General features: G+C 42.0%; 21 protein-coding genes and 1 tRNA gene. 9 read left to right on the top strand and 13 right to left on the bottom strand.

Features of this window, described 5'->3' with window-relative positions:
* Nucleotides 1-7 precede the first annotated feature (7 nt).
* From LC586_RS10580 to LC586_RS10570, 3 genes are all read right to left on the bottom strand, one after another.
* Nucleotides 8-817 carry a Tic22 family protein gene (locus tag LC586_RS10580; RefSeq protein ID WP_229484495.1) on the bottom strand — a complete coding sequence of 270 codons (810 nt, stop codon included), beginning with the start codon at nt 815-817 and terminating at the stop codon, nt 8-10.
* Between the two features lie 611 nt (nt 818-1,428).
* Nucleotides 1,429-1,502, bottom strand: a tRNA-Pro gene (locus LC586_RS10575).
* 295 nt (nt 1,503-1,797) lie between these two features.
* Nucleotides 1,798-2,349, bottom strand: coding sequence for a GNAT family N-acetyltransferase (locus tag LC586_RS10570; protein ID WP_229484494.1), 552 nt, complete (start codon nt 2,347-2,349; stop codon nt 1,798-1,800).
* 561 nt (nt 2,350-2,910) lie between these two features.
* Here LC586_RS10570 and LC586_RS10565 point away from each other — a divergent pair.
* Both LC586_RS10565 and LC586_RS10560 read left to right on the top strand, forming a co-directional pair.
* Nucleotides 2,911-3,630 carry a hypothetical protein gene (locus LC586_RS10565; RefSeq protein ID WP_229484493.1) on the top strand — a complete coding sequence of 240 codons (720 nt, stop codon included), beginning with the start codon at nt 2,911-2,913 and terminating at the stop codon, nt 3,628-3,630.
* A 134-nt stretch (nt 3,631-3,764) separates the two neighbouring features.
* Nucleotides 3,765-4,676: an alpha/beta fold hydrolase gene (locus tag LC586_RS10560; RefSeq protein WP_229484492.1), complete on the top strand. Its 912-nt coding sequence runs from the start codon at nt 3,765-3,767 to the stop codon at nt 4,674-4,676.
* Between the two features lie 211 nt (nt 4,677-4,887).
* On the opposite strand, the gene tsaD is transcribed toward LC586_RS10560, so the two are convergent.
* Nucleotides 4,888-5,937 (bottom strand): tRNA (adenosine(37)-N6)-threonylcarbamoyltransferase complex transferase subunit TsaD, encoded by a 1,050-nt coding sequence (gene tsaD, locus LC586_RS10555; protein ID WP_229484491.1) that lies wholly within the window; start codon nt 5,935-5,937, stop codon nt 4,888-4,890.
* 385 nt (nt 5,938-6,322) lie between these two features.
* Here tsaD and LC586_RS10550 point away from each other — a divergent pair, with 385 nt between their 5' ends.
* The 3 genes from LC586_RS10550 (at nt 6,323) to LC586_RS10540 (ending at nt 7,757) form a co-directional block, all read left to right on the top strand.
* Complete coding sequence (locus LC586_RS10550) at nt 6,323-6,820, top strand: Photosystem I reaction center subunit III (RefSeq protein WP_229484490.1); 498 nt, start codon at nt 6,323-6,325, stop codon at nt 6,818-6,820.
* Between the two features lie 39 nt (nt 6,821-6,859).
* Nucleotides 6,860-6,994 (top strand): Photosystem I reaction center subunit IX, encoded by a 135-nt coding sequence (locus tag LC586_RS10545; RefSeq protein WP_229484489.1) that lies wholly within the window; start codon nt 6,860-6,862, stop codon nt 6,992-6,994.
* A gap of 241 nt (nt 6,995-7,235) precedes the next feature.
* Entirely contained in the window at nt 7,236-7,757 is a 522-nt protein-coding gene (locus LC586_RS10540; RefSeq protein WP_229484488.1) for a photosystem I reaction center protein subunit XI, read from the top strand.
* 96 nt (nt 7,758-7,853) lie between these two features.
* On the opposite strand, the gene gmk is transcribed toward LC586_RS10540, so the two are convergent.
* From gmk to tyrS, 6 genes are all read right to left on the bottom strand, one after another.
* Nucleotides 7,854-8,453 carry a guanylate kinase gene (gmk, locus tag LC586_RS10535; protein ID WP_229484557.1) on the bottom strand — a complete coding sequence of 200 codons (600 nt, stop codon included), beginning with the start codon at nt 8,451-8,453 and terminating at the stop codon, nt 7,854-7,856.
* Between the two features lie 311 nt (nt 8,454-8,764).
* Nucleotides 8,765-9,031 (bottom strand): extracellular matrix/biofilm regulator RemA, encoded by a 267-nt coding sequence (remA, locus tag LC586_RS10530; RefSeq protein WP_100899850.1) that lies wholly within the window; start codon nt 9,029-9,031, stop codon nt 8,765-8,767.
* Between the two features lie 570 nt (nt 9,032-9,601).
* Complete coding sequence (locus tag LC586_RS10525; RefSeq protein WP_225892422.1) at nt 9,602-10,051, bottom strand: DUF29 domain-containing protein; 450 nt, start codon at nt 10,049-10,051, stop codon at nt 9,602-9,604.
* Nucleotides 10,052-10,276: 225 nt separating this feature from the next.
* On the bottom strand, nt 10,277-10,972 hold the full coding sequence (locus tag LC586_RS10520; protein ID WP_306423240.1) for a hypothetical protein: 696 nt from the start codon (nt 10,970-10,972) through the stop codon (nt 10,277-10,279).
* Nucleotides 10,969-11,700, bottom strand: a complete 732-nt coding sequence (pyrF, locus tag LC586_RS10515) for an orotidine-5'-phosphate decarboxylase (protein ID WP_229484487.1) — start codon at nt 11,698-11,700, stop codon at nt 10,969-10,971. Before pyrF ends, LC586_RS10520 begins: the two co-directional genes overlap by 4 nt.
* A gap of 21 nt (nt 11,701-11,721) precedes the next feature.
* Nucleotides 11,722-12,945 carry a tyrosine--tRNA ligase gene (gene tyrS / locus LC586_RS10510; RefSeq protein ID WP_438822886.1) on the bottom strand — a complete coding sequence of 408 codons (1,224 nt, stop codon included), beginning with the start codon at nt 12,943-12,945 and terminating at the stop codon, nt 11,722-11,724.
* 140 nt (nt 12,946-13,085) lie between these two features.
* Here tyrS and LC586_RS10505 point away from each other — a divergent pair, with 140 nt between their 5' ends.
* Nucleotides 13,086-15,011, top strand: a complete 1,926-nt coding sequence (locus LC586_RS10505; RefSeq protein WP_229484486.1) for a transglycosylase domain-containing protein — start codon at nt 13,086-13,088, stop codon at nt 15,009-15,011.
* 68 nt (nt 15,012-15,079) lie between these two features.
* On the opposite strand, the gene LC586_RS10500 is transcribed toward LC586_RS10505, so the two are convergent.
* Complete coding sequence (locus tag LC586_RS10500; protein WP_229484485.1) at nt 15,080-15,403, bottom strand: DUF1825 family protein; 324 nt, start codon at nt 15,401-15,403, stop codon at nt 15,080-15,082.
* A gap of 128 nt (nt 15,404-15,531) precedes the next feature.
* Nucleotides 15,532-16,461, bottom strand: coding sequence for a J domain-containing protein (locus LC586_RS10495; protein WP_229484484.1), 930 nt, complete (start codon nt 16,459-16,461; stop codon nt 15,532-15,534).
* Between the two features lie 189 nt (nt 16,462-16,650).
* Here LC586_RS10495 and LC586_RS10490 point away from each other — a divergent pair, with 189 nt between their 5' ends.
* Both LC586_RS10490 and LC586_RS10485 read left to right on the top strand, forming a co-directional pair.
* On the top strand, nt 16,651-17,025 hold the full coding sequence (locus LC586_RS10490) for an NINE protein (RefSeq protein ID WP_229484483.1): 375 nt from the start codon (nt 16,651-16,653) through the stop codon (nt 17,023-17,025).
* 13 nt (nt 17,026-17,038) lie between these two features.
* Nucleotides 17,039-17,572 (top strand): ComEA family DNA-binding protein, encoded by a 534-nt coding sequence (locus LC586_RS10485; RefSeq protein WP_229484482.1) that lies wholly within the window; start codon nt 17,039-17,041, stop codon nt 17,570-17,572.
* Between the two features lie 190 nt (nt 17,573-17,762).
* On the opposite strand, the gene lepB is transcribed toward LC586_RS10485, so the two are convergent.
* Nucleotides 17,763-18,335: a signal peptidase I gene (gene lepB / locus LC586_RS10480; protein ID WP_229484481.1), complete on the bottom strand. Its 573-nt coding sequence runs from the start codon at nt 18,333-18,335 to the stop codon at nt 17,763-17,765.
* A gap of 1,752 nt (nt 18,336-20,087) precedes the next feature.
* Here lepB and LC586_RS10475 point away from each other — a divergent pair.
* On the top strand, nt 20,088-20,996 hold the full coding sequence (locus LC586_RS10475) for a polysaccharide deacetylase family protein (RefSeq protein ID WP_229484480.1): 909 nt from the start codon (nt 20,088-20,090) through the stop codon (nt 20,994-20,996).
* The last annotated feature ends 19 nt before the right edge of the window (nt 20,997-21,015 follow it).

Raw genomic sequence — 21,015 nt, 5'->3', positions numbered from 1 at the left:
ATAACCTTTATTTTTTCGGAGCAGCGGGCTTGGCAGATGGAGATTGATTCGGTGCAAGCGAGCGAATAAAATTGATGGACTCCCGCGATGGATAGAGAACAATCTTATTTATACTAGGGTCGGTACTGCTATTCAGAGCTTCCATAACACCGTACAAATCCACCACCTGAATTTCAGTGTTGTTTGCTTCCTTTGGCACGGCTTTTTTGAATTCGTCTAACAGAGCCGTTGCTTGCTCTTTCTCAAAAAAGAAAGGGATATACCGCTCTTTGCCGTTGGGGACGGGAATGGTCAGATAGCTATTATCTTTCTTAAATTTAGGTACAAATAAGGGAATTCCATTGAATTGCTCCGCTTTTTTACCATTTTGACTCAGCATATTTGTTGCCGAAGCTACCTGGGCTTGCGTCGGTACTAAAGTATAAATTACAGAGTCTGATTTCTTTTTGCTTTCTTGGACTATTTTATAGTAGTCTGCCAAGGACAAAGGTCTAACCTGTAGGGTGCTTGCCAACTGGGGGTTTTCTTTTTTGAGCCGATTGTCAAGGAATTTTTGAGCATCTTGCTTGCTAATAAAAAATCCCACTTGAGAGATTGGCTTGGATGCGTTGTTTCTCGAAAGTACTACGAATTCGCCTTTAGGATTGGTGAGCGTGAATACAGGTACTTCTTGGAGCTTTTTCACTACCTGATCTTGTGGCAACGCGATCGCCTCTTGATTGCCTATTCCTGGTAGATTGCCTATTCCTGAAAGCCCCGTTAAAAATACACTGCCAGCTATACCCAATGTTGCGCCTAAGCGAATAAATGATTTCATGACTGCTCCTTGCATGAATAGTCCAATTAAATTAAACAAATGGTTGGATGTTGCACAGCACCAACTAGCTTTAGTTATATAGCAATCTATTTCAATTGTAAAAAATTCATTGTGCACGTTGAGGTTGAGTGTTAACCGTCAACGGTCAAAATCCAGATTCCACAACTATTTAGGGTTGCTATAGTAGCATTTTGAAAAATCGACTGTGCTAAATTTGTGTTTTTATCGATTTCGTTTTGCTATTTACTACGAAATCCTGTAGATGCTTATTATCATGTTTTCTCAAACACTCAAAAGTCTCTCTGTCTCTCGACCTTGGAAATGATAAATGCCATTTTATCTGGCTTTCTCTAATATCGGGTGACGCTATTACTTAATCAATCGTTCCATCGCGCTTGCTTTAATATCTTCTCAAATTTATACAAAGCTTAGTGCCAGGAATATCTTACTGCTTAAAAGCGAAATTTGCCTGTTAGGCTTCAACACCTAACTCAACACTATAACAGCCAATTTGTTTTTATCGGTAAAAATGTACAATTTAATAGCACATCTTAGCAAGATACCTTTAGTCAATGCGCCTTAGCTGTTAAGTATATTAATTATTTAACAAATCGGGATGACAGGATTTGAACCTGCGGCATCCTGCTCCCAAAGCAGGCGCGCTACCAAGCTGCGCTACATCCCGTTTCGACTTATCTGCTTTTTGTGGTTTGGTTTTATCCCATCAAAGCGATCGCGCTTTCCCAAAAGCATTAAGGTAACTATATCACATCAGATCGCTTATGCCTAATCTTTTTTATCCTTTGCCAAATACAAGATAGATTACATTCTTACAATAAAGGTTTTTTGCCGACTTAGTTTTACAAGATATATACTTGCGCCTTCGTCGGCAGAAAAAAAGCAAAACCACATCAAAATAGTAGATTTTCACTATTTCACCTGATTTTATTGTGTAAATCGGGTTTTATTTTGATTAAGCGCTAGTGAGGATACCAGAACATGCCTTTAATGCCTTCCGGATCAGCCATAAACCCCATAGTTCGGTAGAAATCTACAACATGGGGGTCGGCGAAGAGAGTGACATTACTAATTTCTTCACTCCTAAGTTTTTTCAGAACGTATTTCATCAGTGCCTTACCCAGCCCTTGACTTTGAAAGTCTGGGTGAACCACCACATCCCAAATAGTGGCATTAAACGCGTGATCTGAGGTAGCACGGGCAAAACCAATGAGCCGCTTTTGGTTTCCTCTCACCTGCCACATTGAGGCGACAAGAAAACTATGCTCAATAGCTTTTTTCACTTTTCTTAGAGGACGACGCGACCAACCAACTGCATCACAGAGTTCTTCTAGCTCATACAGGTCAATGTCTCGTTCCGTACTGAAGACGATGCGAGTCTCCTTTGAAGAAGCTTCGCTCAGACTGCTGGGGTTGGAATTGCCCGCAGCATCGGCTCTATATTCTTCAAAGGGGTTTGTCCTACTAGGCGCTACAGATTCAGGAGTACTAAACCAAGTTTTCCAAAAACCCATGCCAACGTGGTTCGGGTAGTATAACTGAATTGGTTTCCACTCTCAGGAGTGTTGATTCACGTCTAAGATAGCTACCCCCATCTACTACCCTTTTACACTCAAATTTTTTCGGTTGTTTTCGGGATTTGCAATGGTAACAGCCAGTTAGGGCGTGTTTCACACCAATCATTTTCAACTTTAGCATTTTGTTGTAGAGGCTAGGAGAAATTCACCAAAAGGGTAAGGATATAAATACAGCAGTTTTCTTTTGCATGAAGTAGAAAGCTGCGGGTTTTGAGGCAGGAGGCAGGAGGCAGGAGGCAGGAGGCAGGAGGTCTGAATATCTGATGCGTGAGTCTTGCATTTTGTACCTCGCTTAAAAAGCAAACTGCTGTAATTCAAAATTCAAAATGGAAAAACCTAATCCTGGCAATTGCTCGTATAGAGCTAAATGCACGTTAGCTTAGGAGTGAATTGTATACAAGACATTGAGTATTTGAGAAAATTCTCCCCAGTCTCTAGTCCCCAACATCCAGCCCCTAGTCCCCAAGTGATGAAAGCAAGCGAGTCTTACCCTTAACAATGGCTTCTGGTTTAAAATCTTCGACACTGGAACTCCTAAAACGCTTTAACCGAGCGTTTCCCCAGTTTTATGAGCAATTCGTCAGCAGTGAGATTCAACTGCAAAATTTGCGGCTAGCCTACCGTCTCTATAAAACTAGACGCGCTGTTATTGAGTTAAAACCTGAAGGTAGCAAAAGTGCCCTGCATTTTGCTTACCGCAACCAGTCTTTTCTTCTCAGCGATATTTTTGGTGTACTAGCAGCTTATGGGTTGACTATTCACGGTCTGAGTCTATACGGTCAGATCCGTCCGCCAATGTTAGTTTTTATTAAACTATTGGTATCTCGTGGTAGTAAAGCCTTGAGCGAGAAAACCGCAGAAAATGTCTGTCGTGCTATTCGCGAAGCTTTAGGAGGTCGGTTTGAGGTAGAAGAGATGCTGGCAGTAGAATTCAATCTCGATACTGGCTTAGAGCAGGTACAAACTGAATTCTATGTCGATCCGGTCTTTCATCTCCCTGCCCTAATGATTGAAGCCGATAATCAACCAGGATTATTCTACAAAGTGATGTATGCCATCTGGCAGGAAGACCTGCTGGTAGTCAATGCAAATCTACTGGTTTGGCGCGGACGTACACGGCTAATTCTCTACTTGTTGGGGCCGAATGAAAGCCTTATTCCTGAATATCTGGGTCACAAAATTGCTGAAGGGGTGCGACAGAGGTTGCTGGATAAATGAAAAAGTTATGAGTTAGGAGTTATGAGTTATGAGTTATGAGTTAAAAATTAACAACTCCTCACTCCTAACTTCTAACTCCTAACTCTTCGCACTCCGTATTTAGTCGCACCCGCCCTTCGGGGTACGATATAAGTATGGCAACTATCGAAATCTTGGGCGTTCCACACGCATACGAGCTAACGGCTCCCACTTCCTGCCCCCATGCTTTAGTATTTATCCACGGTTGGCTCAATAGCCGTGGATATTGGCAACCTGTGATTTCCCGCCTATCAGATGATTTGCAGTGCCTTTCCTATGATTTGCGGGGTTTTGGTGAATCCCAGTCCCAGGTAAAAACCGATTTTAGTCGGGCAGAAACGTCTTTGAGCCTGACGCCCATCTCCAGTAGTGCGCTTGGCTCACCAATCGATTCTCTTTATACTCCTGCTGCGTATGCTCAGGATTTAGCAATTCTCCTAAAACAGCTGAATATTAACAGTGCTTGGCTCATTGGCCACTCCTTGGGAGGTACGATCGCTCTTTGGGGAGCAGATCAAATACCTGAGTGTGTTAAGGGAGTTATCTGTATCAACGCTGGCGGTGGTATTTATCTCAAAGAAGCCTTTGAGCAGTTTCGCTCGGTGGGTCAGAAATTTTTGCAAGTCCGCCCGCGCTGGCTGTCCCAAGTACCTTTGATTGATTTGCTGTTTACCAGAGCCAATGTAGCTCGTCCTTTGGGGCGCTATTGGGCACGTCAACGGGTAATAGATTTTGTTGTGGCTGACCCAGAAGCGGCTCTGGGAAGTCTGTTAGACTCCACAACCGAAGAAGAAATCAATCGTTTACCTGAACTAGTATCCCAATTGAAGCAGCCAGTTTATTTTTTGGCTGGTGCTGAAGATAAGGTTATGGAACCCAAGTATGTGCGCCATTTAGCTAGCTTTCACAGACTGTTCCAATATTGTGGTGACAATGTTCTAGAAATTCCTGATTGCGGACACCTGGCTATGTTGGAACAGCCGGATGCAGTGGCTGCTCACATCCGGTCGATAGTCAATAGTCATTAGTCATTAGTCATTAGTCATTGGTCATTGGTCATTGGTCATGGGGCATGGGGCATTGGGCATTGGACACTTGTACTGAGCGTTGCCGTTGGCGCAGCCTAAGAAGAGAAGTATTGGGCATTGGACATTGGAGCAAACAGAAAGTTCTTCTCTCCTGACAAATGACAAATGACAAATGACAAATGACAAATGACTAATGACTAATGACCAATGACTACTCAACAGGTTGATACAACTTCATCACCTGGGTAAGGGCTAACCTAGACTCAACGCCTAGTGTGAGGGGGGATGTATGACCATGAGATAGATGTTCGGCGGCGGCACAGCCGATCATGGCGGCGTTATCGGTACAGAATTTTAGAGGCGGGAATAGGACGCGTAGGTTATGTTGAACGGCGGCGGCTTGGAGGTTTTTTCTCAAGCCGCTATTAGCTGCTACACCGCCACCAATAGCAATTGTGTCTAGACCATAGTCTAGGGCACAGGCGATCGCTCTTTTAGTTAGCGATCGCGCGACGGTTTCCTGAAAGCTAGCTGCTACATCTGCCACTGGCACTTGTCCACCATCTTTCTCTAACTGTTGCACTAAACGCAATACAGCCGTTTTTAATCCACTAAAACTCGCATCATAACGATGGAATCCCCCACCAGGTAAAGAAACTTTTCCTTCTGGTAGAGCAAAGGCTTGGGGATTCCCCTGTTGTGCTAACTTGTCAATCACTGGGCCACCCGGATAACCCAACTTTAACAATCGCGCCACTTTATCAAAGGCTTCACCCGCAGCATCATCACGAGTTTGTCCCAGTGTTTCGTAGCTACCACAATCTTTGACATAAATCAAGCTTGTATGTCCGCCAGAAACTAATAAACTCAAGAAAGGGGGATTTAAACTTGGTTCGCTCAAATAAGTTGCGTAAATGTGACCTTCAAGGTGATGAACTCCTAAAAATGGTTTGTTGTGTACCATCGCTAGGGTTTTGGCAGCAGTTAACCCCACCAATAGCGCTCCTACGAGTCCAGGGGCACAAGTGGCGGCAATTGCGTCAATTTTCTCCCAGTCTAGTTGGGCTTGCTCTAAGGCTTGAGCGATCGCAACATTTATCGTTTCCAAGTGTTCACGAGACGCTACTTCTGGCACTACCCCGCCATACTGCTGATGGACTGGAATTTGCGAGGCTACAATACTGCTACAAACTTTACGATTGTTAACAATTGCGACTGCTGTTTCATCACAACTGGTTTCTATTGCTAAAACGGTTGTCATTGGGAGTGGGGAGTGGGGAGTAGGAGAGACGCGATTAATCGCGTCTGTACTGGGGAGTAGGGAGTTCCGAGTTATGAGTCCTGAGTTTTGAGTAGCACAAACAAAATCTTGCTTGTTTACTACCGGACAATGAAAATTCTTATACTCAGCACTCCATAACTACCCTACTACAACAATTATTATCCTCAGCACTCCCCATTCCCCATTCCCCACTCCCCACTCCCCAGTCATCTTGGTTGAGAAGCTTTAACTTTTATTTACTTAAACTTTACTCGGTTCCCACCCAAGAGTATGATGACTTCCTAGTTATGCAAATAAACAACTGTACAAGCCGCTTCGTTTTGTACATAAAACTTTTTGTTTTGTAGTAAAAGGAAACAACTCTATGCGACGATTGTTTGCTTTGATTTTAGCGATTTGTCTTTGGTTCAATTTTGCCTCCCCAGCAAAAGCTTTAGGGGCTAATTTGACACCGTGCAGTGACAATCCCGCTTTTCAACAGCTAGCTGCTAATGCCCGTAATACCACCGCCGATCCCGAATCTGGGAGAAAGCGGTTTGAGCGTTATTCTCAAGAGCTGTGTGGCCCTGAGGGTTACCCCCACTTGATTGTTGATGGCCGTCTAGATCATGCTGGTGACTTCCTGATTCCCAGCATTCTGTTTCTCTATATTGCTGGTTGGATTGGCTGGGTAGGTCGTGCCTACCTCCAAGCGAACAAGAAACAAGGTGGCGACGTGGAATTGAGAGAAGCAATCATTGAAGTTCCTTTGGCACTGCCTATTATGCTCTCAGGCTTTACTTGGCCCCTAGCAGCCATAAAAGAATTTCTGTCTGGCGAATTAACAGCTAAAGATACAGAAATTCCGATTTCGCCACGCTAACCCTTACCGCAACTTTTGATTTATTTGGGAGAATGATTCATGCAGCAGAAATACTTTGTTAAGTATCTATCCTTGGGGCCAGTTTTGCTCTTTGTCAATTTGTCTTTTACAGCCGTCTTATTGATTTTATTTAACTACTGGTTTCCTGACCTACTTTTCCACCCACTACCATAAGTTGAAGACAGAATTTAAAAATTTGTTAGCCGTTAGTTGGCAATTAAGTAGTAACTACTAACTAAACTACTAACAAATTAATTCTTTGAAACTCGCGATCCTCAAACCAGCTTGCGAGTTTCAAAGTTTTGACAGCAGCTAAATTAATTTTTCTAAACTTATTACGCAAAAAACATCTTTAGCGACAATTATTATTAATATAAAAATGCCACCATTTTAAATTTAGAGGCGAACATAAAATATGGCACAAGCAGTAGATGCATCAAAGAATCTTCCCAGCGATCCCAGAAATCGGGAAGTTGTTTTTCCCGCATTTCGCAATCCACAACTGGGTAATCTAGAAACCCCGATTAATGCTTCTCCCTTGAGCAAGTGGTTCATTAATAACTTGCCAGCTTATCGTCCTGGTATAACTCCTTCCAGACGCGGGCTAGAAGTTGGTATGGCTCATGGTTACTGGATATTTGGCCCCTTTGCTAAATTGGGCCCACTACGGGATACAGATAATGCAAACTTAGCTGGATTATTGGCAGCCATTGGCTTGATTGTTGTTCTGACGGCGGGCTTATCTCTGTATGCCAATAGCAATCCACCCAAAGCACTTGCCAGTGTTACTGTACCCAACCCTCCGGTAGATGCTTTTAACTCTAAAGAAAGCTGGAACAACTTTGCCAGTTCTTTCTTAATTGGTGGTATCGGTGGTGCAGTAGTTGCTTACTTTTTGACTAGTAACCTGGGAGTAATTCAAGGTTTATTTGGTTAATTTAGAAATGAATAGTTAGCAGTAGAGACGCGATTAATCGCGTCTGTACAGGAGTTAGGAGTTTAAATTCATAACTTCTAACTCTTAACTCCTAACTTATTTAAACAAAACCGTTTCAATGTCATTTAAAGCAGTTTCAAAATCGTCATTAACGATTTGAATATCAAATTCATTTGCGGCTTTAATTTCTTCTTGGGCGCGGAGTAGACGACGGGCGATCGCTTCTTCAGAGTCTTGGGCACGAGAGCGTATTCGTTTCTCCAATTCATCAAAAGAAGGCGGTAAGATAAAAATGCTGAGGGCACTAGGAAAGGAAGCACGAATTTGTCTTGCCCCTTCTAGCTCAATTTCCAGCACCACCAACTTGCCAAAGTGAATTTGGTTAAGCACAGGTTCACGGGGAGTGCCATAATAATTCCCAGCAAATTCTGCCCATTCCAAAAATTCGCCTTCAGCAAGTAATTGTTCAAACTTACTGCGGCTGATAAAGTAATAATCTTTGCCATCGATTTCTCCTGGACGGGGAGAACGAGTCGTCACGGATACGGAATAATACAGTTCTGGATGACGTTTTAGGAGCGATCGCATTAAAGTGCCTTTACCGACCCCACTGGGGCCAGTTAAGACAATCAACCTGCCTAAATGTAAGCGTTCTTCGGTAGTAGCAATACTCTGGATGGGTAAAACTGGCATCATCCCCTCAATCTGTGAATCAATCAATAGATATTATTCATTAGTCTTATGTTCCTGGCCAAGTCCACTAGTACCGCTTTGCGTAATTCGTAATGACGCTCGTTCCTCGCTACCGCTACGCTAACGTAATTCGTAATTCGTAATTCGTAATTACTGTTCCGTAAGGGTTTTAGACATTTCAAATGGGTGGCTTATTTACGCCGCGCTGTACTAGTGACTAAAGAATTTGTAGCAAGGGTGACAGAAAACATGTCTAATTCACATAGTACTGCTGATGTGGTGCAAATAGAAGTGAGATTGTTATCTACTCTTAATCAATTATCTACAGTTTGATGCTCGCGGGAAATCACAAAGCGATTCGCTACCGTTTCCGGCTGAATCGCTGACAGAATTACGTGGCTGGAATCGGTGATAATTACGGCCCTAGTCCGCCGACCGTAAGTTGCATCAATCAGTTGACCCCTGTCCCGTGCATCGGTAATAATCCGCTTAATCGGGGCAGACTCTGGACTGACAATGGCAACTACTCGATTGGCAGACACAATGTTACCAAAACCGATATTGATTAACTGAATCTCCATAAAAAAATGACGCCAAACGCGGTTTGAGAAGCTTGAAGTAAACTTATTTACATGTTATCGCCAAAAAACGGGAGTCACAACGATTAAATTCAAGCCAGCCTTCGTTTTTAAATAATGTCTGCTTTTTTTTCGCTATTTATCAGCTATTTATCCTCAAAATCTTCCCATAGATATAGGCGCAATTACACTGATACAAGCTAGTACCGCAAGGCAGAAGTTAAAAATCACGCATTCACGCATTCACGCATAATTGTATTCCGAGCTTCTTGCGCCATTTAAAATGGTATGTTTATTTCCGCGCCCGTTGTACTAGTCCACTATGCTGGAAGTTTGCCTACCTTTAATAAAGGGCTATACCGCGCAAGAGGATTTCAAAGTAATAAATAGCTCTTAAATAATTCGTAATTCGTAATTAAGTTTTGTAATGGGGATTTAACCCCAACACAAAACAAAATTTTTATTGAACCGGGGGACTTAAACCCACGGAACTAGTTAAAGCTCTTATCAATAGAGTTTTTGAGTTTATTCATCAAAAATTTTTTTACTTATTTTTCTTACTTATACACCTTATCAATAAATAAATGGTGGTAAATAATCCACATCTAAAATTTGCTCAATGCTATAAGGGCAAGTTTGTGGAAAACAATTCAATCCACTTTTCTTTTTTGCTTGTCGTAGCGCATCAATGTAGACTTCTTCAAGCACCGTGAGCAGATAGTTGTAGAGGTTTTTAGATTTGGTTAATTTCCTAAGTTCCACCCGAAAATTATCAATTTCCACTTCCCAATGATTTTTACATTCAGGAAGACTCCAATGTTGATACAAAAGCAAATGTTTGAGAAGTTGCAGTAGATAACTTTCAAGCTTGTGTTTCTGTTCATTACCCAATCTTTCAATCTCCTCAATCAAATGATCCCAATCAAGATGCTCTAAATCTCGTTCTTGCAACTGTTTCAACGTAGTTTCTAGCCACAAGTGATAATCCTGTTCATAAATAATTTGAGTAAGTATTTTAGACATTATTTAATATTCTCCTAATTTACGAAGATTTGGAATTAGGTTTTATTGACCGAATAATTCGTAATTCGTAGTTCGTAATTCGTAATTAATAAATTCACTTGTTTCAAGCCCTCCGAAGTTTGGAGCCGAGGAAACCTGCTATCCAACTTCTCTCCGACTTTAGTTATGTGGTAATTACGAATTACGTTAGCGCAGCGTTAGCGAGTCATCGAGCGTCATTATTAATTACGAATTATTGTGACGTACACTTCCAGCTTGACAATCGCGTAACCAGGTTTTAACTCCTTGGGCAACAGTGCCGTTACTACTATCGCGTGGCGGAGATACTGGCTGCTGTCCTGAATAAGAACCAATTTGAGAAAACATCATCACTAAACGCCAACCAGTTTTAGTTTTAGTCAACAATATCCAGTGGAATTCCTGCAATTCTACCGCTTTCTTTCCTATGTACTGCCGCTCCAAGGTAGTAAAGAAAACCTGCTCAACTCCTAATGCAGAACTTTTAGACGCGTCTGCACTATATTCTTCAAGGTTAAGGGGCAGAGGAATAAACTCAGGTCTTCCTGCCACTAGCATATAACTGTAAACATCACTGCTTCTTTTGAGGCGGCGGGCGCGTTGACTAGCGCGATTAGTATAACTAGGCAAATCTTGCAGTAGCTGTATAGTTAATGTTTCTAAATTTTGCTCAGAACACAAAGACTTCACCCCACCGTTGACATTTTCTTTTCCTGCTAGTGCAGAGAGGTTACGGGTGAGGTTTATCGAGAACGCTGGGTAAGCAAGGCTATTTGATACTAAAACCCAGAAGCCACAAGCTAAAAGCCAACTATAATTTTTCTTTTTGAGCGAAGAGGTAAGATTGTTCTCCCCTACACCCTGCATCCTATCCCCCGGCTTCTTACTGACTTTTAGCTTCATGCCACCGTGGTTAACTCCTCAGAAATCCTCTTCCAGGCTAACTCCGGCTCAGTAGCAGTAGTAATGGGACGCCCAATCACGAGATAATCTGCACCAGCAATAATTGCTTGTGCTGGAGTGAGCGATCGCTTTTGATCGCCTTTCTCTGCCCAAGTTGGTCTAACCCCTGGACAAACAAGCAAAAAGTCATCTCCACAAGTTTGTCGCAACTGTGCTACCTCAAGAGGTGAACAAACTACCCCATCCAAACCAGATTCTTGAGCCAGCAGGGCCATTTCTAGAGCATATTCTGGCAATTCCAGAGGTATTTTTAAATCAAATGCCAACTGCCTAGCAGAAATGCTCGTTAGCAAAGTAATAGCAATTAACTTTGGTGGTTGTACACCTGCTTTTGCAGCCCCTTCCTGTGCCGCCTCAGTTGCGGCTTTCAGGGCATCTCTACCAGCAGTAGCATGAATTGTCAGTAAATCCACCCCGTATCTAGCTGCACTCCGGCAAGCACCAGCAACGGTATTGGGGATATCATCAAACTTTAAATCCAAGAAAATGCGCTTTTGCCGGGACTTTAGTTCTTCTAGGATTTTTGGGCCAGTGCTGGTAAACAACTCTAAACCGACTTTCCAGAAATTAACTTGCGGAAGTTGATCTATAAGAGCGATCGCACTTTGTTCATCTGGCACATCCAATGCCACAATAACTCGTTGTTCTGCCTGTTCACCATTCCCCATTCCCTACTCCCCATTCCCCATTTAAGGCACTAAACGCACAAACTTATTTTTCCCAACTTGTAAAACCTTACCTTGTAATTCAGCAACAGAAGCAAAAGTAGTATCAACATCGGTAATGCGATCGCCATCTAAGCGCACTCCACCCTCTTGAATTTTCCGCTTTCCTTCCCCCGTACTTTTGCATAAGCCAGTGACATTGAGAATATACGCTAACTTACTAGGAAACTGCGATACCTCAGCTAGAGAGAATTCTGGAACTGCACCTTCCTTTCCGCCGCTTTGGGCGGCTTCTTTAGCCTCTTGAGCTGCTTGTTCGCCATAGTACTGTTTGACAACTTCCCATGCTAAAAGTGTTTGGCGATCGCGGGGATTTTCTGGCAGTTGATCTAAAGGTAAATCCGTCAGCAGTTCAAAATACTGTTCCAGCAGATTATCTGGAACCCCTTGCAACTTCTGATATTTTTGCCCCGGATGTTCCGACAACCCAATATAATTACCTAAAGACTTGGACATTTTTTGCACCCCATCTGTGCCAATCAAAATCGGCATTAGCATCCCAAATTGTGGCTCTTGACCAAAATGGCGTTGCAAATCTCTGCCCACAGCAATGTTAAATTTTTGATCAGTCCCTCCCAATTCCACATCTGCCTCAACAGCAACGGAATCGAAACCTTGCATTAACGGGTATAGGAACTCATGGATAAAAATCGGATTCTCTTTTCTATAGCGATCGGCAAATCCTTCTTTCGCTAACATCTGCCCCACCGTCATCGTGGAGAGTAACTCCAAAATTTTTTCTAAGTTTAGCCCAGAGAGCCATTCGGAGTTATAACGCACCTCTAACCTTCCTGGTGTGTCAAAATCCAAGATAGGACGTACTTGGTCAAGATAAGTCTGAGCATTTTGGGCTACATCTGCTTCTGTAAGCTGACGACGCACTTCAGATTTACCTGTCGGATCGCCAATACGTGCGGTAAAATCGCCAATAATCAGAACTGCTATATGGCCTGCATCTTGAAACGCTCGCAGTTTCCGTACTGGTATGCTATGACCAAGATGAATATCAGTACCTGTAGGGTCAATACCCAATTTGATCCTCAAAGGTTGGTTTGTAGTTAACAAGCGCTTTTCTAGACTTTCACTGTTAACATCAACTGGTTGTGGGAAAACTTCTACCACACCACGACGCAGCCAAGCAAAATCTTGCGTCACACTAGAAAATCCACTGTTAGCTATGTTTTGCACACTAGAAGTTAAGTTGGTTATAAACACTTGCAATTTATCCGCTTTCTCATCTGCCAAACTACTATAATTGCAAAAAATTAACCGCCTTGCTTCGTCCAATCAATTACAGTTAAATTTACAAGTGAGGAAGTGAAATCGCCGTGTCGTCTTCTAGGACTTTTGAAGATAAACAGCCACAACGTCGGGCTTCATCAGGTTTTGAGTTTTTGAAAGGAGTCGGTCAGGTAGCTGGCGGTACTCTCCTCTCAATCACCATGCTGGCAAGTTCCATTGTAGCCGGAGGACTGGTTGGTTTAGCCATTAGTTTCCGCAATTTGCCAGATGTGAGACAGCTACGTAACTTCTTTCCCTCAGAAACAACTTACATCTATGACCTTAAGGGTAAACTTTTAACGAGTATCCACGGGGAAGCCAACCGGGAAGTCGTACCTTTGGATAGAATTTCCCCGAATTTAAAACGGGCAGTATTAGCAAGTGAAGATAGCCACTTCTACGATCACCACGGTATTAACCCCACTGGTGTTGGCCGTGCTGTAGTAGTTAACGCTGTAGCAGGTGGAGTCAAAGAGGGTGGCTCTACTGTTACTATGCAATTGGTAAAAAACCTATTTTTGTCTCACAAGCGTGCCTTTACCCGCAAATTAGCGGAGGGCGTGCTGGCAATTCGGTTAGAACAAATTCTCACTAAAGACCAAATTTTAGAAATGTACCTCAATCAAGTTTATTGGGGTCATAATAATTATGGTGTACAAACGGCAGCCCGCAGTTACTTTAATAAGTCAGCAGAATATTTAACCTTGGGTGAGTCAGCAATGATGGCGGGTTTGATCCAAGCACCAGAAGAATTCAGCCCCTTTGCGAGTATGAAGCTGGCAAAACAGACACAAAAAGAAGTGTTGGGACGGATGCTGAAATTGAACTGGATTAACCAGTCAGAGTACGACAATGCTCTCAAACAAGAAATCAAACTTGGTAGAATTAAATCCTTTCAAGGTAGTGCCTTACCTTATGTAACCAATACCGTAGCGCAGGAGTTGGCTAAAAAGTTTGGGCGTGAAACACTGCTCAAAGGTGGAATGCGGGTGCAAACTACAGTTGATGCCAACTTCCAAATCATGGCAGAGGAAACTGTCGCTAAGTGGCATAAATCATTGCTTGGGCAGGGATTATCTAAGAATCAAATCGCCTTGGTGGCAATTGATCCGCGCACACATTTTATCAAAGCACTGGTGGGTGGTGTAGATCCTAAGATCAGTGAATTCAATCGTGCAACTCAAGCTCAACGCCAGCCAGGTTCTTCTTTTAAACCGTTTGTATATTATACTGCTTTTGCTACTGGTAAGTATGGGCCAGACTCAACGGTGGTAGATTCCCCAGTCAGCTATCGAGATGGTGACGGTTGGTACTTTCCCAGAAATTATGATGGGGGTTTTAGCGGAGCTATGCCAATCCGCACAGCTTTAGCCCAGTCACGTAACATTCCTGTGATCAAGATTGGTAAGGCTGTGGGGATGAATAGAGTCATAGAAAGTTGCCGTACCTTGGGCATTATGAGTCCGATGGAACCTGTTACCTCCCTGCCTCTGGGTGCAATTGGTGTTACTCCCCTGGAAATGGCTAGTGCCTATGCTACCTTTGCTAATTATGGCTGGCAGTCCCCACCCACTGTAATTGCCCGTGTCACCGATAGTAGTGGTAACGTGTTATTAGATAACACCCCTAAACCCCAGCGAGTTTTAGACCCTTGGGCATCGGCAGCAATTATCGATGTGATGCGATCGGTAGTTACTAATGGTACAGGTAAAGGTGCTGCCATAGCTCGTCCAAGCGCTGGGAAGACGGGTACAACTTCCTCAGAAAAGGATATTTGGTATGTTGGCACTGTGCCACAACTAACAACTGCTGTCTGGGTGGGGAGGGACGACAACAGACAATTAGCTAGCCGTGCTACGGGCGGCGGTATGGTTGCTCCCATCTGGAAAGATTTTATGGAGAAGGCACTTAAGAATGTACCAGTAGAAAACTTCAAGTCACCTTCTCAGTTTTCTCGGCCCAAGTCAAATTAAAGTTAGGAGTGATAAGTTATGAGTTATGAGTTTATTGAGAACTCCTAACTCCTAACTCCTAACTTTTGTTAGACCTGTTTTTCTAGCTCGGCTTTCATCCGTTCTAAAGTGAGGTGCATTTGGTCAAACATTTGTTGCGGGGTGACACCGAACTGACCTAATTGTGTTTTCAGTTGTTCTACTGTCATTTGTGCCATGAAATCTTCTGATAGCTCGAAGCGCTTCATAAAGATGCGATACCGATCCATCATGGCTTCCATTTTCTCAATAAATAGCTTTTTGCCATCGCGGTCAAATTTGCCGTAGTTATTACCAAGCTTGATTAGAGCTTGATAATCCTCAAACAGCTGTTTTGCTTCTTGCTGAATTATCTCAGAATCGAAGAATCCCATATTGCTTATATTAAACTGAGTGTCCAGACTCAGGAGCTTAATAGTTTTACTTCTATTATTATTTTAGTCTAGGAGAGTAATCTAGTAACGAAGCTTCGGTTTTAGTACGGTATGTTACCGAAATTTCACTACTTGACTTGAGAACCTTTCCCGTGAATAAACCGACTTAATAAAGCCGCAATACTCATAGCTTTAGCCATTGATTTAGGATTGGTATTTTCACCAGATTGAATTTTCACTTCGGGAGCGTATTTCAAAGCTAGTGAATTTTGCGGGTTCAGTTTTAATGCTTGATAGATGTAAACCCTAGCCATCCCGATAAATTTCTGTCGGAGATGTACCAAACCTAATAAGGCATAATAGTCGCTGTTATTTGGCTCTAACTTGATGGCATCGCGCAATTCTTGCACGGCTAGGGGCCACTTGGCTAGCCTGACATACTCAATAGCTCGCTGGTAGTGACGTTGAGCGTAGTTTGTCAAAACTGGTTTGACATCAATTTTTTCATCTGATGTCAATTCACCTGGCTTAACTTCTACCTCCGGGAGGATGCTAACAGTTTTTTGCGTTAATAGCAGGTCTGGTTTATGCAACCGTAAGTATACTAAATTTAGTGTACTAATTTGTTGCGTCACCTGATAAAACTGCTCTAATGATTTGTATTGATTTTCTGCATAGCAGGCGATCGCTTCTTCGTAAAACAATTCTGCTTGGGGTGTAGACATTTCCATAATTTCCTGAGCTATGGCACTTTGAGAAGACAAAGGCTTCTGCTCTAAATCTCTTGATTGCGATCGCAGCATAGCGATGGCAATCAAGCGCTTCTGTTGATGTTTCAGTTGTTCATAAGCTGGATTGATTAAATGGCTAAATATTGCCGTTGCTAATTCTGGGTTTGGATTGCAGCTTTTGGCATGGCGATCGGGATGTAGCAGCTTCGCTAAAGTGTGATAGCGTTTTAAAATCTGACGCTCGTTAGCAATTACAGAAATTCCTAGCACAGCGTAAGGATCACAAAGCTGTTGAAGCCATTTTGGCGGTAGGAAGGTCTGTGACATAGTAGTAATTAAGCTGTTAAAAACTTAAAATTAGCATCAAAGCTCAATGCACAGTCATGTGAAACTTACTCAAATTTCTTCAAATACTAAATTGTGTGTGGGACTTCCCATCTAAAAGTCCCAAGGGCAAGGCAGGGTAGTTGACTGTCTGATTGTAGAAACTATGGTATTAGTATATTTATTAGAAATATGTTGACTAAGCGCAAAAGCCGAAGTGTTGCCGCTATTTTAGCTTTTTCTGGCACGCTGACAATTTCAGGATTACATAAATTTTATCTGGGACAGCCGTTGTGGGGTGTTTTGTATGTGTTGCTTTCATGGACACCGATCCCCAAAGTAGCTAGTGCCATCGAGGGAGTTTGGTATTTAGCCCAAGACGAAGAAGCTTTTGATCAAAATTTTAATCTGGGCAAGTCAGCAACAAGGAATTCCCAAAGGGTGAGTAATCAGGTAGGAGCGATCGCTGAGTCTTTGCGTGAATTGGATGCTTTACGCCAGGATGGGCTAATTTCAGAGTATGAATTTGAGCAAAAGCGCCGCCAATTGCTAGACCAGATTTCTTGAGGTAAGCGACAACATGAATAACTGGCTACCTTTGAACCCCAGGCTGCAAAAACTCCGGGCCAAGCTCCTCAACGATCCTTACTATCGCCTACAATCTGGAGAAGAAATTCAGATAGCGGCTAAATTAGGTATTCGCATTGATGCTAATCAAGCGACTGTAGATGATTGGTTACGCTTACCAGGTTTGTCAATTCACCAAGCGCGATCGCTTGTAGAACTTTCGCATTCGGGTGTTAAATTTTACTGTATTGAAGATATCGCTGCGGCTTTGGCTATACCAGCACCGCGCCTGGAACCATTAAAGCCTCTGCTGAATTTTATTTACTATGATCACGAATCTCTAGAAAGTCCGATCCATTTAGTCAATCCAAATACAGCAACAGTTGAAAATTTAGCAGAAATTCCATTTATAAATTTGTCTCTAGCGCAAGCAGTGGTGCAAAATCGGCAATCAGCCGGGCCTTACCGTAACCTGGCTGATTTCCAACGGCGGTTGGAGTTAACTGGTGATGCGATCGCTCAACTGATGTATTATTTAAGGTTTTAAGTTAAAAGTTTTAAAATATAGGGTTTCTCGTTTGTATGCAATATATTTTCACCTCTCTCCAAACCTCTCTCCTCTTAGGAGAGAGGCTTTGAATCTTACTCCCCAACGCTAGTAGGGAAGGGGTTGGGGGTTAGGTCTATATAACTCCTAACTCCTAACTCCTAACTCCTAACTCCTAACTCCTAACTATTTAAATAAACCCAATACGATCAAGAGGCCAAAAGCGAAACGCTGCTCGACCAATGACATTTTCTCTGGGTAAAAAGCCCCAATAACGAGAGTCATTACTATCGTTGCGGTTATCTCCCATAACAAAAAACTCATCTTCTGGAACTTTCACTGGTCGATATGGCTGATTTGGGGGTTCAGCGATGTAGTCTTCTGCCAAGGGTTGACCGTTGAGGTAGACTTTGCCAGAAGCAACACTAATTACCTCACCAGGCTGGCCAATAACCCGCTTGATGAAGGCTTGGTCTTTGGGATATCCTCGACGTTGTAGTTCTGCGGGTGGCTGAAAAACAATAATATCCCCGGTTATGGGAGGGTGAAAATGGTAAGAGATTTTTTCAACTACCAAGCGATCGCCTGTATGTAAGGTAGGCAGCATCGAATCAGAGGGTATATAGCGGGGTTCGGCGATAAAAGTCCTGATCAGAAATGCCAAACACAATGCGATCGCAATTAAAATCAGATTTTCTTGCCAACCACGCCATATTTTTAACGACGCACGCTCTTCTTTTGCATCACTTTCGTGAGGAACCATAAAAGTTTCTAGCCAGTTTAAGAAGTGGGACAAATACCTTGATTATTTTGACTCAAAAGGTATACTTATAAACAATATGGGTTCTGCATAAACCCACACAGATATTAAATAATACAGTTATCGCATCTACCAGAGATAAGCAAAAGTGCTGTAAATAAACTATGACCTGTCTAAGGCAATATAAGCTAATGATTAGGATTTTTAGATAGATAATTAAAAATCTTAATTCTAATTGCTGCAATTATAAGGCAAGTTATGAGATGATTTTCACTTTTGCTTCTTACTGCTAAAAAAGCAGTTACCGATTGGTAGAGCGATACAGCCAGTCGGTTTTTTCTTTGAGCATAAAATTGGTCGTTAAGTGGCAAATATGTAAGATCCATTACGAACATTAGTCCTAACGTACCAAAACTTTCGTACAGTGCGTTATACCATTTCAGTTTAATAATTAATAATGATACAAAGATACAAATACGTTGATAGGGGGATGGGATTGCCCATTGGTGTTAACTTAAGGTGAAAGGCAGTCTAGACAAAGCTTTAAAAGATTGTCTTTCTTGTCAAGAGCCTCTGGCTGGAAACGAGTTTTTAAAGCATGAGACCCAACACCTTGGTGAATCTTGGGTTTTACGTAGCTCAACCCAAGCTACGCTTAATGCATCATTTTAGCTGTGCCACGCCACTACGTGTATTTCAAAAATTACCCATATTCTTAATTTTACGTCAACTAGTTCTACTGGACTGATACTTTTGTATACATAGATACTATATAACTGCACTTTTAACAGCTTGGCTATGAAGATGTGAATAAGTTGCGTAATTATACTGTGACAGTATATATTAGATTGTATTATTAATAATATATAAATCTCTTTTACTATCAAGAAGAAGATTAACAGACAGAAACGTACTAGCAATTTAGGCTTAAGTATCAGCATCAAAAACAGAGTTAAGCTGCTGATAAAATCATTTTTGCTGAATGATTTAAAAGTATCTAGATTAACGAATAAATGCCCCTTGGCAATGAGAAACTATATTTAATCAATTTTCGTCTGTCTATTTCATAAAAAGTTCGAGGCAAGATTCTGTCAGTTAAAAATTTAACTTTTTCTTAAAAAGGAAGCAATGGCAGCAGGCAGTAAGATATATCTTATCAACAATAGAGCTAATAGTTGATTAGACTCTTTTTTGAAAGATACCCCACCCCTTGTAAGTAGTTTTGTATGTTAATCAAATAATTTACTTAGCTACAAATTATACAGCTTTCCTGCCAGAAAGTCTTGTTATAAAAACTTCAGCCCGCAAAAAATGCAAATTGTAGGCGCGACAGTTGAGCTACATCTTAATTTACAAAGCTATAAAACTTGAAACGATAATGCTGCCTTAGCGGTGAAGTGAAAGACAGAAACTAATTCAGAACTCCGATAAAGAGGATTTTGGGGTGTCATTAATTATCCGATTGCGCTCCTTTTTAGAGCTAGCGGTAAAAATGTGGAAGTTCAGACCTTGCCTTTTATAAATGGATTGACATTAAACAGTACCAAGTATTGTATAAACGTTCGTCCAAATCTAGAGCATCTAGATTTAAGTTAAAGCTGTATAGTCTATTTTCTCGATTGTGAATTTCCGTTTTTCCCAATTCCAATTTTCAGGATTACCAGAAAGCCGCTGGTATCTAAGATATCTAAAAAAATGTGCTATAACGTACCGTCATAACGTGGTGGATGGTTCGATCTTTGAAGGAGCTATGAGGTGGAAAACAATAAGTCGTTTCTGTGGCCAGAAGGAATATTAATTGCACTGCTTGCCTTATGTGGTGTTTTTAGCCTTGCTTTCATGATGCTTCTAAGGCCAAATCCTTCGGAGGCTCAGAGTAGACAGAGTATAAATGTAAAGGATGTAGCTGCAAACGTAGGAACTCAGCAGCGGATTGAGAAATTAAAGGCGGCGATGCTTACAAGTTGGCAGCAAGAAGCACAAACAAAAGGCCTATCCTACGCCATCCCATCACGTTTTCAAGGGGCAATAGTTAAAGCGGCAAAACTGACCAAGGAGGAAAAAGTAATTGCTCTCACCTTTGATGATGGGCCTTGGCCTCAGACTACAGGACAAGTACTAGATATTCTTAAATCAAATAATATTAAAGGGACGTTTTTTGTCGTCGGGCAGAACCTAAAAAATTATCCAGAGTTAGGAAAGCAAATTGTCTATCAAGGTCACGTCATTGCCAACCATACTTGGCATCACTGGTATCACTCTTTTAATCCACAAGCAGCTGCTTTTGAAATTGACCGCACAACAGACCTAATTTATCAAATTACAGGTGCTAAAACAAATCTATTCAGGCCGCCTGGTGGTATGCTCCACAATGGATTAGCTGCTTATGCTAAAGGCCAAAAATATACTGTGGTGATGTGGTCTGCTGATTCCACAGACTACAAGTTACCAACTGTACCAAAGTTGATCAATAACGTGATTAGAGATTCAAAACCTGGTGGTATTGTCCTAATGCATGATGGTGGTGGGAACCGTTCCAGAACTGTGCAAGCTTTACCCAAAATTATTAGCAACTTTAAAAAGCAAGGCTATCGCTTTGTTACTATTCCAGAACTTTTAGAAATGGAAGATGCAGACCAAAAGCTGCTTGCTAACAAAAAGTAATTATTAATTATGGGCAATT

This window comes from Nostoc favosum CHAB5714, from assembly GCF_020829495.1.
Taxonomy (GTDB): Bacteria; Cyanobacteriota; Cyanobacteriia; order Cyanobacteriales; family Nostocaceae; genus Nostoc; species Nostoc favosum.
This window is presented reverse-complemented; position numbering and strand designations above follow the sequence as displayed.